The 13,983-nt window shown below is 72.9% G+C and carries 15 protein-coding genes; 11 read left to right on the top strand and 4 right to left on the bottom strand.

Annotated features, from left to right (window positions below):
- Window positions 1–30: 30 nt before the first annotated feature.
- Together AB0D10_RS21645 and AB0D10_RS21640 are read right to left on the bottom strand one after the other, a co-directional pair.
- Complete coding sequence (locus AB0D10_RS21645; RefSeq protein WP_360258674.1) at window positions 31–597, bottom strand: DUF6529 family protein; 567 nt, start codon at window positions 595–597, stop codon at window positions 31–33.
- 4 nt (window positions 598–601) lie between these two features.
- Entirely contained in the window at window positions 602–1,174 is a 573-nt protein-coding gene (locus tag AB0D10_RS21640; protein ID WP_360258671.1) for a hypothetical protein, read from the bottom strand.
- Window positions 1,175–1,416: 242 nt separating this feature from the next.
- Here AB0D10_RS21640 and AB0D10_RS21635 point away from each other — a divergent pair, with 242 nt between their 5' ends.
- The 3 genes from AB0D10_RS21635 to AB0D10_RS21625 all read left to right on the top strand — a co-directional run bounded on the left by AB0D10_RS21635 (window position 1,417) and on the right by AB0D10_RS21625 (window position 3,529).
- Window positions 1,417–1,809, top strand: a complete 393-nt coding sequence (locus AB0D10_RS21635) for a hypothetical protein (protein WP_360258668.1) — start codon at window positions 1,417–1,419, stop codon at window positions 1,807–1,809.
- A 196-nt stretch (window positions 1,810–2,005) separates the two neighbouring features.
- A complete protein-coding gene (locus AB0D10_RS21630) occupies window positions 2,006–2,989 on the top strand; it encodes a methyltransferase domain-containing protein (RefSeq protein ID WP_360258665.1) in 984 nt (327 codons plus the stop codon).
- Window positions 2,990–3,169: 180 nt separating this feature from the next.
- On the top strand, window positions 3,170–3,529 hold the full coding sequence (locus tag AB0D10_RS21625) for a YciI family protein (protein WP_360258662.1): 360 nt from the start codon (window positions 3,170–3,172) through the stop codon (window positions 3,527–3,529).
- Between the two features lie 14 nt (window positions 3,530–3,543).
- On the opposite strand, the gene AB0D10_RS21620 is transcribed toward AB0D10_RS21625, so the two are convergent.
- A complete protein-coding gene (locus AB0D10_RS21620) occupies window positions 3,544–4,215 on the bottom strand; it encodes a DUF4386 domain-containing protein (protein ID WP_360258659.1) in 672 nt (223 codons plus the stop codon).
- A 109-nt stretch (window positions 4,216–4,324) separates the two neighbouring features.
- Between AB0D10_RS21620 and AB0D10_RS21615 the strand changes: the two genes are divergently transcribed.
- On the top strand, window positions 4,325–5,044 hold the full coding sequence (locus AB0D10_RS21615; RefSeq protein WP_360258656.1) for a TetR/AcrR family transcriptional regulator C-terminal domain-containing protein: 720 nt from the start codon (window positions 4,325–4,327) through the stop codon (window positions 5,042–5,044).
- Between the two features lie 141 nt (window positions 5,045–5,185).
- Window positions 5,186–6,493 carry an aspartate--tRNA(Asn) ligase gene (aspS, locus tag AB0D10_RS21610; RefSeq protein ID WP_360258653.1) on the top strand — a complete coding sequence of 436 codons (1,308 nt, stop codon included), beginning with the start codon at window positions 5,186–5,188 and terminating at the stop codon, window positions 6,491–6,493.
- A 311-nt stretch (window positions 6,494–6,804) separates the two neighbouring features.
- Here aspS and AB0D10_RS21605 read toward each other — a convergent pair whose 3' ends face one another.
- Window positions 6,805–7,344: a nuclear transport factor 2 family protein gene (locus AB0D10_RS21605; RefSeq protein ID WP_360258650.1), complete on the bottom strand. Its 540-nt coding sequence runs from the start codon at window positions 7,342–7,344 to the stop codon at window positions 6,805–6,807.
- Between the two features lie 201 nt (window positions 7,345–7,545).
- Between AB0D10_RS21605 and sigJ the strand changes: the two genes are divergently transcribed.
- From sigJ to AB0D10_RS21575, 6 genes are all read left to right on the top strand, one after another.
- Window positions 7,546–8,454 carry an RNA polymerase sigma factor SigJ gene (gene sigJ / locus AB0D10_RS21600; RefSeq protein ID WP_360258863.1) on the top strand — a complete coding sequence of 303 codons (909 nt, stop codon included), beginning with the start codon at window positions 7,546–7,548 and terminating at the stop codon, window positions 8,452–8,454.
- 218 nt (window positions 8,455–8,672) lie between these two features.
- On the top strand, window positions 8,673–9,461 hold the full coding sequence (locus tag AB0D10_RS21595; protein ID WP_360258647.1) for a response regulator transcription factor: 789 nt from the start codon (window positions 8,673–8,675) through the stop codon (window positions 9,459–9,461).
- Between the two features lie 15 nt (window positions 9,462–9,476).
- Window positions 9,477–10,985 carry a HAMP domain-containing sensor histidine kinase gene (locus AB0D10_RS21590; protein WP_360258644.1) on the top strand — a complete coding sequence of 503 codons (1,509 nt, stop codon included), beginning with the start codon at window positions 9,477–9,479 and terminating at the stop codon, window positions 10,983–10,985.
- Window positions 10,986–11,259: 274 nt separating this feature from the next.
- Window positions 11,260–12,210, top strand: coding sequence for an LAETG motif-containing sortase-dependent surface protein (locus AB0D10_RS21585; RefSeq protein WP_360258641.1), 951 nt, complete (start codon window positions 11,260–11,262; stop codon window positions 12,208–12,210).
- A gap of 233 nt (window positions 12,211–12,443) precedes the next feature.
- The gene (locus tag AB0D10_RS21580; protein ID WP_360258638.1) at window positions 12,444–12,566 is read left to right on the top strand and encodes a hypothetical protein; all 123 of its coding nucleotides are present in this window, start codon (window positions 12,444–12,446) and stop codon (window positions 12,564–12,566) included.
- On the top strand, window positions 12,550–13,920 hold the full coding sequence (locus AB0D10_RS21575; RefSeq protein ID WP_360258635.1) for an EF-hand domain-containing protein: 1,371 nt from the start codon (window positions 12,550–12,552) through the stop codon (window positions 13,918–13,920). Before AB0D10_RS21580 ends, AB0D10_RS21575 begins: the two co-directional genes overlap by 17 nt.
- The last annotated feature ends 63 nt before the right edge of the window (window positions 13,921–13,983 follow it).

The raw sequence follows: 13,983 nt of genomic DNA, 5'->3' as shown, positions 1-13,983 counted from the left end.
CTTGCTCGCTCGCAAGGGGCCGCCACCCGCTCACAGGCCGGGCACCTGGTAGCCGTTGAGGCGCCACAGCGCCGCGCTGTACCAGAGCAGGGCGATCAGGACGACCAGGGCGCCGCCGGCCGTGGGCAGGGCCCAGCCGGGCAGCCGGCGGTGGCGGACCACGATGACCTTGGCGACGAACGCGCCGTAGAGGAAGCACCCGGCGACCGAGTGCAGGGCGACCCGAGCGGTCGTCAGCTGCACCCCGTACGCCGTGATGCAGTGGTAGGCGATCGGCAGGGAGAGCAGGAACGCCCCCAGACCGACCAGCCGGTGCCCGGTCCGGACCGACCGGGGTGCGGCCGACAGACCGGGCAGCCGGCCGTACATCCAGAGCGCCAGCAGGAGCTGGATCAGCGCGAGGCCCAGCAGGGCGGTGCCGAGCTGGGCCTTGAGCTGGTTGGCGTCGTCGTAGCGGTGGCCGAAGAGGCTGCTGGTGTAGTCCGGGGTGTGCGCCCGGCCGTACCAGTAGAGGCCGGCCGTCACCGCCACCGGCAGGAGCGCCCACAGGAGGCCGGGGGCCCGCCGGGGGCGGGACGGCCGTTCGACGCCGTTCATCCGCTCAGCTGCCCTCGATCTTGTTGCCCGCGGTGTTGATCAGGTACCAGGTGGCCCCGAAGGCGCTGGACTCCTCGCCGTTGGTGTCGCCCTGGGCCGTGTCGCCCTCGAAGTAGTAGAGCGGGTGGCCGTTGTAGACGATCTGGGTCGTGCCGTCCTTGCGGGTGCTGGTGGAGAGCTTGGCCTGGTCGACGCCGTTGGTGGCGGTGGGGGCGCCGGTGGTCAGGGCGGGTGGCCAGGCGGTGGCGCAGGCGTCGTAGCAGGTCGAGGCGGACGAGGTGTCGGCCTCGAACAGGTAGAGCGACTTGCCGCGGGCGTCGACCAGGAAGTTCTGGTACTTGCCGACGGTGGTCGACGAGATCGTGGCGGCCGTACCGCTGATCGCGGCGGACGGGCTCGCGCTCTCCGTCGAGGTCGGTGCGGCCGTCGGGCTGCCCGTGGCGGTCGCCGTGACGGTCGCCGGTGCCGTGGTCGCCGTGGACGTCGTGCTCTTGCTGCTGGAGCAGCCGCCGCACACCAGGATGGCCAGGGCGGCGGCGACGGCGGCCGCGGTGGTCAGCGAGCGGGTATTCCTCATGGTCTTCTCTCCGACACAGGTGGGAACGGGTGTCGCCACTTCAGCCTGAACGGGCGCGTCGCTCCGCTCGGCACGCCAGGGGGCGGGCAACGCGGGCCCGCCGTTAACCCTGATGGCCGACGGTGCCACGCCGCCGGGGCCGAGGGTGGGTCCAGCCCCACCCGGGTGTACGGCTGGACCGGTACCCGGGCGGCCCCGTGCTCCCTAGCGTCGTTTCCACCACGACACGGAGGAGCAGGACCATGGTCACCAGCCAGGAGATCTTCGGCACGGTCAAGAAGTGCGTCGCGCTCTACGGCGCTGTCAGCGCCGTCGTCCTCGGCACGGTCGCCGTGATGGCGTCCACCGGCCACGGGACGACCGCGTTCATGTGGATCCGCGGCGGCATCCTCCTCGCAGCCGCCCCGCTGATCCACCGGATGGTCACCCGGGCGGCGGAGGGGTCCGCCAAGGCCTTCGACCGGGTCCGCACTCTCTCCACGATCATGCCGATCGCCGTCATCGGCGTCGATCTCGTCCCCGGCCTCTGCCCGCCCTGGTACGCCGTCCTCCAGGGGCTCTCCGCCCTCGCCCTGGTGGCGGTCGCCGTCCTCACCCGCGGCTCCGCTCTGCGAGCCGTCTTCCCGGAGAGCTGAAACGGCCCGTGCGCCGCCCCTCGAATTTCCCACTTCCCCGATTCACAAGTCTTGACCATGTGTTCACACCTTCGGGAGCATCGGGGGCGCCGGTCGCGGGGGAGGCAGGACGACTGGACGGTCCTTGGCGTTTCGTCAAGAAGGTGGCCGGTATGCCCCGACGTCTGCGACCGACCAGGGAAAGGGACGACCGGGCATGGCGAACGAATTTCACGATGTCGACCAACTTCTTTGCTCGAAGGCCGACTTGGCGTCGGAACTCCAGCAGGAATCCGCAGGCCTGTCGGCCCGAGTGGTCGAGGCATTCCTCGAAGTGCCGCGCCACCTCTTCGTCCCGGTGTTCTACCGCGAGGAGAGCGGCCTCCGGCTCCCCTGGCGCGCCGACGACTTCGCGGACGACTCCTGGCTGCGGGAGGTGTACGCGAACCGGGCGCTGGTCATCGAAGTCGACGGCGTCCACGCCGAGGACGCCGCCCCCGGGGGGTTCCGCGGCGGGGTCGCGACGTCGACCGCCGCTCTGCCGGGCCTGACGGCCGACATGCTCGACGCACTGGACGTCCGGCCCGGCGACCGGGTGCTGGAGATCGGCACCGGCACCGGCCACACCACAGCCCTGCTCTGCCACCTCGCCGGCGCCGCGACCGTCACCAGCATCGACCGCGCCGAGCGCCTGGTGACCGCCGCCCGCACCCGCCTCGGCGAAGCCGGCTTCGCGCCCACCGTCGTCCAGGCCGACGGCGCCGACGGGCACCCGGCCGGGGCGCCGTACGACCGGATCATCGCCACCGGAGAGGTCCGGCGCATCCCCCGGGCATGGCTCGACCAGTGCGCCCCGGGAGGCCTCGTCGTCGCCCCGGTCGCCGGCGCGGTAGCCAGGCTGACCAAGCCGGCGGACGGGCGTGCGGTCGGCCGCTTCCTCCCCCGCCCGGTCGCGTCCGGGCCGGGGTGCCCGGCCGTGGAGTCCGACCCCCGCGTCCTCGACGACCCGGCCTTCGCGTTCTGGGCCGGTCTGCACCTCCTCGGAACCTCCCGGGAACTGCCGGACCTCGAAGCCGCCCACAAGAGCTGGCTCACCCACAACCGCCCCCGCCGCGAGTGGTTCACCCTCGACGCCGGCCCGGAGGCCCAACGCGTGACCTACGCGGCCCCGGACGGCACCACGCTCAGCTGGGACCTCTGACCCCACGGCCCGCCGCGCAGGAAGTCGGCCCACCCGACTCCCTGTGCGCAACCCTGCGGACCACCCACCACAGCGACCCCCTCGCTCACCACAAGGGGCCGCCGAACGGTTGGTTGTGGTCGAACTCGTCGGGGCGGTGCGTCGAGCCGGTGCGGCGGGATCCGGTGCGAGGATCGGGGCATGAAGTACATGGTGCTGATGTACGCGGATCCGGCGGCGACGGCCGCGATGACCGACGAACAGCGAGCCGACGTGTTCGGCCGGCACGAGGCGTTGCACCGGGACCTGGAGGGCTCGGGGGAGATGCTGAACGGGGCGGGTCTGGCCTTTCCGGCGGACACGACGACCCTCCGGTGGAACGGAGGCCGCACGACCGCGGCGGACGGGCCGTTCGCGGAGGCGGCGGAGCACCTCACCGCCTACTACGTGATCGACTGCGCGACGCCCGAACGGGCGCGGGAGATCGCCGCGCGCGTCCTGGACTTCCACGTCGTGGCGGTCGAAGTGCGGCCGGTCCACGACCACTTCGGCATGGGCTGACGCCGCGACCCCGGTCAGGCGGCCGCCGGGTCGAATCCCCTGGTGATCAGCCGGACGGCCAGGCACAGTTCCCAGGCGAACACCGGTACGGCGGCGAGCATCCCGAACCCGGAGACCTGCTGGTAGACGCCGAACAGGACGGCGATCGCGGAGGCGAAGATCAGTGCGCCCCCGACGAGCCCCAGGACGGCGATGAAGCGCGGTACCAGCCGTGCGCGGTACAGCAGGAGCGCGAGCACCGCCGTGTTGGCTCCGCAGATGAAGTTGGGGCCGAGCAGGAACGTCCAGTCGTGGACGGCGACCAGGGCTCGGCCCACGGTGAGGAGTGAGGCGTTGTCCGCTCCCTGCGGCGGGTGTTGGCGAAGCGTCACCACGGCCAGCAGGCTGACGATGCCGACGGCGATGACGGCGGCTTCCAGGGTGCGGAGGCCGAGGTACCCGGCGGCGAGGCCTTCGCCGTGCCGCCGGGCGACGGGGTACAGCGTGAACGCGGTGCCGATGATGCCGATGGTGAGGAGTACCTCGAACAGGGCGCCCAGGAGCAGCCGGGTGTCCGGTCCGGCGCCGACCACGTAGTCGGCGGTCTTCAGGACCGGTCCGTACAGGACGAGCCCGCCGATCGAGGTGACGTGGGTGGCGAGGAAGCACGTGCCCGCCGCTGTCGCGAGGGTTCTCGGTGAGGCCATGGGGGGCTCCTTCGGCGAGGGGACGGAACAGGGGAGGTGTACGCCGTACACCTGCCTGCCCGACGCTAGGGTGTACCCCGTACACCTGTCAAGGAGATCGGTGAGGACCATGGCTCAACAGGCAGACACCGAGCGCCGGAAGCCGCTCAACCGCGACCGCGTGCTGCGCGCCGCCGTCGCGCGCGCCGACCAGTCCGGGATCGAGGCGTTGAGCATGCGCGGCCTCGCCCAGGAGTTGGGCGTCGTGCCGATGGCCCTCTACAAGCACGTGGCCAACAAGGAGCAGCTGTTCGACGGGATGGTCGAACTCGTCGTCGGCGAGATCGACGCGCCGGCCGACGGCCCCGACTGGCGCGGTGCGGTCCGTGAGCGCGTCCTGTCCGCCCGGCGGGCGCTGCTGCGGCACCCGTGGGCCCTGCGTGCCATCGAGTCCCGCGGCACCCCCACGCCCGCCGTGCTGGACTACCTGGACTCCGTCATCGGCACGTTCCGCAGGGGTGGCCTGTCCGTCGACCTCACCCACCACGCGATGCACGCGCTGGGCAGCCGCGTCTGGGGCGTCACCCAGGAGCTGTTCCCGGCTTCCCCGGCCGCCGATGCCGCCGATCCCGCCGGTCGGGTCGATCAAGGCGAGCAGGCGGCCGCGCTGCGGGCGATGGCGGCCAGGTACCCGCACATCGCCGAGATCGCCACGGCCCGGGCCCACGACGGTGCGTCGGTCGTCGGTGGCGGCTGCGACGACCAGTTCGAGTTCGAGTTCGCCCTCGACCTGCTCCTCGACGGCTTCGCCCGACTCCACGAGTGCGGCTGGAGCTCCGACGGCGGGTGAGCGGGCCGGGCGAGCGGGCCGGGTGAAAACCGGGCGACCGTCGGTAGCGCGACCGCCTAGGGTGGGCACGTCCCCCGGGCGGCCGTTTACCGCTCGTCGTTCGGCGCGACCAACGCGCCCGCAACCCAGGGAGTTGCCGCTATGACGCGCACCCTTGTCGCAGACCTCCCCGCACGCATCGGCGGGACGGTCACCGTCTACGGCTGGGTGAACACGCTGCGGCTGCAGCGGCGCCTGCAGTTCGTCCTGGTCCGCGACCACACCGGCCTTGTCCAGGTCACCCACCCGCGCGGCGGGGAGGGCGACGTCATCGAGGCGGCCTTCGAGCAGGTGACGGTCGAGTCGGCGGTGAAGATCACCGGCAGGGTGGTGGCGAACCCGCAGGTCAAGCTGGGCGGTCTGGAGATCGTCCCGTCCCGCGTGGAGATCGTCTCGCCCGCCGAGCCGAAGCTGCCGATCGACGAGAGGACCGGCATCGACCAGCGCCTGGACTGGCGGTTCCTCGACATCCGACGTCCCGCCCAGCACCTGGTCTTCGACGTCCAGACGACCGTCGAGCGGGCGATGCGCGAGGTGACCGCGGAGGAGGGGTTCACCGAGCTGCACACGCCGAAGCTGATGGGGACGGCCTCCGAGTCCGGCGCCGAGGTGTTCGAGGTCGGCTACTTCGGCCGGACCGCCTACCTCGCCCAGTCGCCGCAGTTCTACAAGCAGATGGCGATCGCCGGCGGCATCGACAGGGTCTTCGAGATCGGGCCGGTGTTCCGGGCGGAGCCGTCCTTCACCTCCCGGCACGCCACGGAGTTCACCGGCGTCGACGCCGAGATCGCCTGGATCGACGGGGTCGAGGACGTGATGGCCTTCGAGGAGCGGCTGCTGCGCCGGGTCCTCGTCGCCGTGGCCGAGCGCCACGGCGGGGCGATCGCCGAGCACTTCGGCACGCCGGTGGTCGTCCCCGAGCTGCCGTTCCCCCGGATCACGATGGCCGACGCCCTGGCGCGGCTGCGGGCGACGGGCTGGGACCCGGAGGGGGTGAAGGACGACCTCGACCCGGAGGGCGAGCGGACGCTGTGCGCCCTGGTCGCGGAGGAGACCGGGCACGAGTTCGTCTTCGTCACCCGCTTCCCGGCCTCGGTGCGGCCGTTCTACCACCTGCGGCCGGAGGACGACCCGACCGTCACCGAGTCCTTCGACCTGCTGTGGAAGGGCGTCGAGATCACCACCGGCGCCCAGCGCGAGCACCGGTACGACCGGCTGGTGGCACAGGCCCGCGAGAAGGGCATGGACACGGGGCCGCTCTCCGGCTACCTGGACTGCTTCCGTTACGGGACCCCGCCGCACGGCGGCTTCGGGTTGGGGCTGGGCCGGCTGCTGATGCTCGCCCTCGGCCTGCCGTCGATCCGCGAGGCGACGTTCCTGTTCCGGGGGCCGCACCGCCTGGAGCCGTAGGCGTGGACGGTTCGGCACAGGAAGGGTTCGGCGCAGGAAGTCGGCCAGGCCGACTTCCTGCGCCGAAGGCGTCCCTCGGTAGCCGATGGCCTCGCGCAGCAGCAGGACCGTTCCTGGCGTCATGCGTGCCGGGGCGTTGAGCACCAGCAGCTGGTTGACGGCGCTCGGCTGCCCGTAGGCGGTCTCGGCCCGGGCGGACTCCAGCGGGAGCGCGTGGTCCTGCACGCGGCGCAGGGCGGTGGGCAGGTCGAGAACCACCTTCTGCGCGCCGACGACCCGGACCGCCCGGCCGGCGCCGCCGACGTACGCGGTCAGCCGGCTGCCGCCGGCGGAGGCGGCGACGAGGGCGCCGGTTCGGTGTACGGGGCCGGCGCGGCGGCGTGCCGGGCGGGATCGGCCGCGTGCGGCCCGGTGGAGCCCGGTGCCGAGCCCGCCAGCGGGGTGGTGTCGAGGTAGCGCACCTCGTAGACCCGCTCGGTGAACCGCCAGCCGTCCGGCGTCCGTTGGTAACGGTCGTGGTAGACAGCGTAGTTGAGCCCCTGGAAGCCGCTCTTGAGGCGGGCGAGTTCATGCAGGTAGGCGCGGCCGGTGGCGGTGTCGCCGTCGATCTCGATCGCGCCCGGGTGGGTGGTCTGGACGAAGAAGTCCCACTGCTCCTGGAGTTTCTCGCCGCCGAGGCGGATCTGTTCGGGGCCGACCAGCTCGATCGGCACGTTCGGCATCCGCAGCACGCCGTCCGCGGTGAACAGCCGCGCGAGGCGGGCACGGTCGCGCATCATCACGGCGTCGGTGAACTCGCCCTGCAGAGCCTGGATCTCGACGCGGTCGGCGGTCGCCTGGAAGTCGTTCATCGGGTCCTCCGTTTCCCTCTGTCCGGTACGACCGGACGGCGCGCCGGAATGTGAGGCGGGGGCCGGACGTCACGTTCCGGTGTGCTGTGCTGTCGAAGCAGTGAGGGGACCGACGAGACGAAGGGGTGGGGAACGGTGCAGGACGAGGGAACGGACGACGACACCGCGACCGGGCGGCCCGATCCGGGCCTGGGCGCGATCATGGGCGAGCGGCGCCGGCTGACCAATCTGGCGTACCGGCTGCTCGGTTCGCTGGCCGATGCCGAGGACGTGGTGCAGGAGACCTACGCCCGCTGGTACGCGATGCCCCGGCGGGAGCGGGAGGCGATCGGCTCGCCCGGCGGCTGGCTGACGACGGTCGCCAGCCGGATCTGCCTCAACCTGCTGGGCTCGGCCCGGGTGCGGCGGGAGCGCTACGTGGGCGAGTGGATCCCCGAGCCGCTGCCCGAGCACCGGGAGTGGACGTCGTCCGCGACGGCCGCGGCGGCGGATCCGGCGGACCGGGTCACCCTGGACGAGTCGGTCGACATGGCGTTCCTGGTCGTCCTGGAGGCGATGACGCCGGCTGAGCGCGTCGCCTTCATCCTGCACGACGTCTTCCGCTACCCGTTCGCGGAGGTGGCCGCGATCGTCGGCCGGTCGCCGGCGGCCTGCCGGCAGCTGGCCTCCGCCGCCCGCCGCCGGGTCCGCGCCGCGCAGGCCCCGGTGGCGCCGACAGGCGCGCAGGCAGCCGTGGTGCGGGAGTTCAAGCGGGCCTGGGAGGCGAGGGACCTGAAGTCGCTGATGGGTGTGCTCGACCCGGACGCCACCGTGGTCGCGGACAGCGGCGGTCTGGTCGGTGCGCTGCCGCAGCCGCTCTCGGGGAACGGGCCGATCGCCCGCGCCTACCTGGAGATCGCCCGTGTCGCGCCGGCCACGACGCTGCTGGAGTGCACCGTCAACGGCCGGCCCGGGCTGGTCGCCCAGCAGGGCGGGGTGACCGTCACCGTGCTCGCGTTCCGGATCGTCGAGGGCCTGATCACGCACGTCTGGGCGGTGCGCAATCCGGATAAGCTCCGCCCGTGGACGGACCCGCGCCCGGTGGGCGGAGGCCCGTCCGTGCCGGAGTGACCTGGGTCATACCGGTGGAGGGGTGGGGGCGGGCACTGTTGCGCGGGAGCGCACTGGTCGTGTGCACGCCCGTGCGCACACCACCGAGCGCCCCTCTATGGGCTTGTCGGCGTAAAACCGACCGATAAGGTGTTAATCCAACATTCATCCATGCCGCGTAGCCTCCGGGGGCTAGCCTCATGCTGAACGTCATCGTCCGACCGGGAGGCGAAAGCCCCGTGCAAGGCACTGTCACCACACCAGGCGGCTCCACGGTGGCCGGAGGCCAGGGCGAGGCGTTCCTGCTCGTCGTGGACGACGAACCCAACATCCGCGAGCTGCTCGCGGCCTCGCTGCGCTTCTCCGGCTTCCGCGTCGCCTCCGCCGCCAGCGGCACCGAGGCGCTCGACCTCATCGCCGTCGAACGCCCCGACCTCGTCGTGCTCGACGTGATGCTCCCCGACCTCGACGGCTTCACCGTCGTCGAGAAGCTGCGCGAGCGCACCAGCCGCGGCCAGATAGCCGGGCCCGCGCACGGACACCCCGGCGACCACCTGCCGGTGCTCTTCCTCACCGCCAAGGACGGCGTCGGCGACAAGGTCCAGGGCCTCGCCGCGGGCGCGGACGACTACGTCACCAAGCCGTTCAGCCTCGAAGAGCTGATCGCCCGGATCCGCGCCATCCTGCGCCGGGCCGGCGGCCCGGCCGAGGACGGCCGGCTGATCGTCGCCGACCTCAGCCTCGACCCCGTCGCCCACGAGGTCACCCGCGCCGGCACCCCGGTCTCGCTCTCCCCGACCGAGTTCAAGCTGCTGCACTACCTGATGGCCAACGTCGGCCGGGTGGTCTCCAAGGCGCAGATCCTCGACCACGTCTGGGCCTACGACTTCGGCGGCGACCTCTCCATCGTCGAGTCGTACATCTCCTACCTGCGCCGCAAGCTCGACTCCGGCCCCGCCCACGGCCCCAAGCTGATCCACACCGTGCGCGGCATCGGCTACGCACTGCGCCGCCCCCCGCAGGGCTGACCGGTACCGACGCCCGTGTTCGCCCGCTTCTCCTCACGGCTGTCGCTGCGCGCCCGGCTGCTGGTGCTCGCGCTCGTCCTGGTCACCACCGGGCTCGCGGTCAGCGACACCTTCGTCCTCGGCACCGTCCGGTCCCAGCTGGTCGAGCAGCTCGACGAGCAGCTCCAGCGCTACGGGCTGCCGCTGTCCCGCAAGCCTCCGGCGCAGGCCACCTCGCCGGCCCCCGGCCGGCCCGGCCTCACCGGGCGCCGGGTCAGCCTGCCCAGCCAGTACCTGGTGCAGTTCCTGTCCTCGGACGGCAAGGTCCAGACGGTCATGCGCCAGCCCGTCTCCGACAGCGACCCGGCACCCCAGCTGGCCGGGCTGGACCCGACCCGGACCGCCCCCGACGTCCCCTTCGACCTGCCCGACCAGCGCGGCCAGCACCGCTGGCGGGTCCTGGTGCTGCCGCTCCAGACGCCCCGCGGACAGACCGTCAATCCCAGCACCTTCGCCTCACCCGCCGTCACCCCGACCTACGTCATGGTCGCCGTCTCCCGCGAGGACATCGACGACACCCTCGGCAAGCTCAGCACCTCCTTCCTGGCCATCGGCGGCGCCGTCCTGGTGCTGATCGCCGCACTCGGCTTCTTCGCGGTGCGGGCCGGCCTGCGGCCGCTGCGGCGGATCGAGGCGGGCGCCGAGCGGATCGCGGCCGGCGAGCTGTCGCACCGGATGCCCGAATTCTCCCCCGGCACCGAGGTCGGACGGCTGGCCGTCGCGCTCAACGGCATGCTCACCCAGATCGAGGCCGCCTTCGAGGCGCGTGCCGAGTCCGAGGCCCGGATGCGCAGCTTCGTCGCGGACGCCTCGCACGAACTGCGCACCCCGCTGGCCGGGATCCGCGGCTTCGCCGAGCTGTACCGGATGGGCGCGCTGCCCACCGACGCGGACGTCAAGCGCACCATGACCCGGATCGAGAGCGAGGCCGACCGGATGGGCGCCCTGGTCGAGGACCTGCTGGTGCTCGCCAGGCTGGACGAGGAACGCCCGCTCGACCTCGCCCCGATGGACCTGCGCACCCTCGCCGCCGACGCCCTGCACGACCTCACCGCGCTCGACCCCAGCCGCCCGGTCGCGCTCACCGGCCCCTCCGGCACGGGCGCGCCCGGCGCGGCGCCCGTCATCGGCGACGAGGCCCGGCTGCGGCAGGTGGTGACCAACCTGGTCGGCAACGCGGTCAAGCACACCCCGGCCGGCACGCCGGTCCGGATCGGCGTGGGCGCCGGCGCCGACGGCACCTGCCTGCTGGAGGTCGCCGACGCCGGGCCGGGCCTCACCGAGGAGCAGGCCCGACGGGTCTTCGACCGCTTCTTCCGGGTCGACGCCTCGCGCAGCCGGGACAACGGCGGCGGCGCCGGACTCGGACTCGCCATCGCCACCGCCCTCACCCGCGCGCACGGCGGGACCCTCAGCCTGGAAACCGCGCCGGGCGAAGGCGCGACCTTCCGGGTCGAACTGCCCGACGGCGACCGGCCTTCCTGACAGCGGGCCTTCCTGGCAGCGGGCCTGCCCGGCGGCGGGCCTTCCTGGCGGCGGGCCGCCTTTCTGCAGGGCGGGTCACCTCGCCGACGGGACTTTGCGCGCCCTTTGTCGACTCGTCAATGATCCCGTCAACCAGGAAGGTTGAGCGGCCGGACATTGCCGGAATCCGGCATGGAGCGTAAAGAAAGCGTCTGCCTATGATCGGCACTGCCTGGCCGTCACCACCGTTACGGACCAAGGCCTTTGCTTTCTTTCCGACCCGAAAGGGGTCATTGTGAAACTCCGCCGTTCGCTGGTCTCGGCCGCCGTCCTCGCCTCCGTGATCGTGCCCGCAGCCGCGTTCTCCGCCGCACCGGCCTTCGCGGCGACGGCCTCGGCGTCGCAGGCCCGGAGCGAGAGCGGCTCGATCGCCGAGCTGGAGCAGGCCGCCGCCGACGCGGCCAAGGCCTACGAGGCCGCGAAGGCCCACGAGGCCGACCTCAAGGCCAAGTTCGACGCCTGGACCGCCCCGGCGGACCTCCGTGCCGCGTTCGAGGCGGCCAAGGCCGCAGCCGCGAAGGCCACCGCGACCAGGGAGGCCCTCGACAAGGCGGCCGGGGAAGCCGCCGCCGCGTACGGCAAGGCCAAGGAGGCGGACCTGGAGAAGGCCAGGGAGGCGATGCTGAAGGCGTTCGACGCCGCCAACGCCTCCCACACCGCCGAGACCGAGGCCAAGGCGGCCGTCGACGCGGCCGGCCGGGCGATCGACGACGACCGGATCGCCGAACTCCGCAAGGTCATCGCCGCGCAGGACGCCACCGAGAAGGCGGCCGCCGCCAAGGCCGCCGCCGACAAGGCGCTCGCCGACGCGAAGGCGGACGCCGAGAAGCCGGTGGAGAAGCCGGTCGAGCAGCCGGTGGAGAAGCCCGCCGAGCAGCCGGTCCAGCAGCCGGTGGAGAAGCCCGCCGGGCAGCCGACCACCGTCACCCCGGCCTCGGACACCACCAAGGCCTCGACCGCCACCGCCATGTCGGACCGGTCGGTCACCGCCGCCACCTCGACCACCGCCGTCACTCCGGCCACCTCGCCGGCGGCCACCACCACGGGCTCGACCACCGAGCTCGCCGAGACCGGCTCCGGCCCGGCCACCCCGTACCTCGCGCTGGGCTCCGGCCTCGCCGTCAGCTTCGGCGCCGCCGCCCTCTACGTCTCCCGCCGCAAGCCGGCCGCCCGCGCCACCCGCTGACCCACCCCGGTCCGCGCCCGCTCGGGAGGAGGGCGCGCACCGCACCGCACCCGCGACCGCAGGACAGGCCCCGGCCCGTCCTGCGGTCGCGGCGTTCCCAGCCCCGAAACTCCCCGATCGGGTGAACCGGAACCCGTTCACCCGGGTGGCCCCCCGGTCGTGTGCAACCGTGCAGCCGTTGCTTGTGCGGACTCGCACGGGCTGATCACACCGGACGGGAAGTGGGTGTCCCCATGAGCGTGCTTGTTGCCGAGAGGACCGTCGTGAACCTGGACCAGCAGCTGTGGCAGGCATGGAAGTCCATGGATGTACCCGAGGGCTTCTGCGCGGAGATCACCGGTGAGCACCGTGGCTGACCGCGAGGTGTCGTTCAAGCGGGACCTGTCGGAGTGGCGGGTCGCCCTGGTCGCCTGGCGGCTGCTGGTGCTGCAGGCGGCGGATCCGGTGGTGGGGGCCGGGATGTCGGAGCACTCGACGTACCGGGCGCACCCGTGGCGGCGGATCGAGCACACCCTCGGCAGCGGGCGGCGGCTGTTCTACCAGGACGCGGAGACGCTGCGGCGCGAGGTCGCGCGGCTGGACCGGGCGCACAAGCGGATCCGGGGCACGGCGCCGGACGGGCGGGCGTACGACGCCCGGGACGCCGCGACCAGGGCGTGGGTGCTGCTGACGCTCTTCGAGTGCGTGGTCGCCATGCGCCGACTGGGCGGGGACCCTTACGACGCCGGGCAGTTGGAGGAGGCGTACGCGGAGTTCAAGGGCGCGGTCGCGGCCTTCGACCTGCCCGAGGAGGAGTTGCCCGCCACGGCGAAGGACCTGCCGGCCTACTTCGCCCGGTACGCCCGGGAGAAGCTGGAGCTCACCGACGCGGCCCGCTACCTGATGGGCGACCTGCTGCGGGAGGCGCCCCGGCCGCGGCGGCTGTGGTTCCTCGGCGACGCCGGGTGGCGGGTGCTGCGGCGTCTGGTGGCCCGGGTGATCACCGAGCTGACGGTGGCGGACCTGCCGCCGGTGGTGCGGGAGCGGTTCGGGATGGTCCCCGCCAGGCGGGCGGTGCTGCTGTCCGCGTTGTTGCACCGGGGCGCGGGGGCGCTGGTGCGCCTCCTCCCGGACCGGATGCGCTACCGCTCCCCGGCCGAGCAGGGGCCGCCCCGCCGCTACCGCCCGCTGCGCGACCCGCGCGGGTCGCGGCTGGACCGGTTCTTCCGGGAGGTGCTGGACCAGACCGGCGACGGCTTCGTCACCGTGCACGACCTGCGGGCGATGGCGCACAACGTGTGCTGGCAGCTGGAGCTGGACGAGGCCGGCGAGGCGCGGGTCCACGAGGCCTTCGAGGGCTGGTGGGAGCAGCTGCGGGCGGCGATGGACGCCAACGGTGACGGCAAGGTCAGCCGGGAGGAGTTCGTGGCCGCGACCGCGGCCGGCCTGGACCGGGACGGGACGTACCTGGAGCAGGGGCTGCTGCCCGCGCTGCGGGCGGTGTTCACGGCGGCCGACACCGACGGCAGCGGTTTCCTGGAGTTCGACGAGTACCGCGCGGTGTTCGGCGGTCCGCGGGTGCACCCGGCCGAGCTGTCGCACGGTTTCCGCCAGTTGGACACGGACGGGGACGGGCGGATCACCCGGGAGGAGTTCCTGCACGGCTTCACCGAGTTCTTCACCGCCCGCGCCGACTCGACATCGGGTACCCAGCTCCTCGGCCGCGCCTGACCGGCGCCCGTCCGGGGCCGTTCGGCCGTAGCACGCCCCGTTCGCCGTCGCGAGCGGGGCGTC

The organism is Kitasatospora sp. NPDC048545, from assembly GCF_040651155.1.
Lineage (GTDB): Bacteria > Actinomycetota > Actinomycetes > Streptomycetales > Streptomycetaceae > Kitasatospora.
Note: the sequence above shows the minus strand (reverse complement) of the source record. Positions and strands in the feature narration are given on the sequence as shown.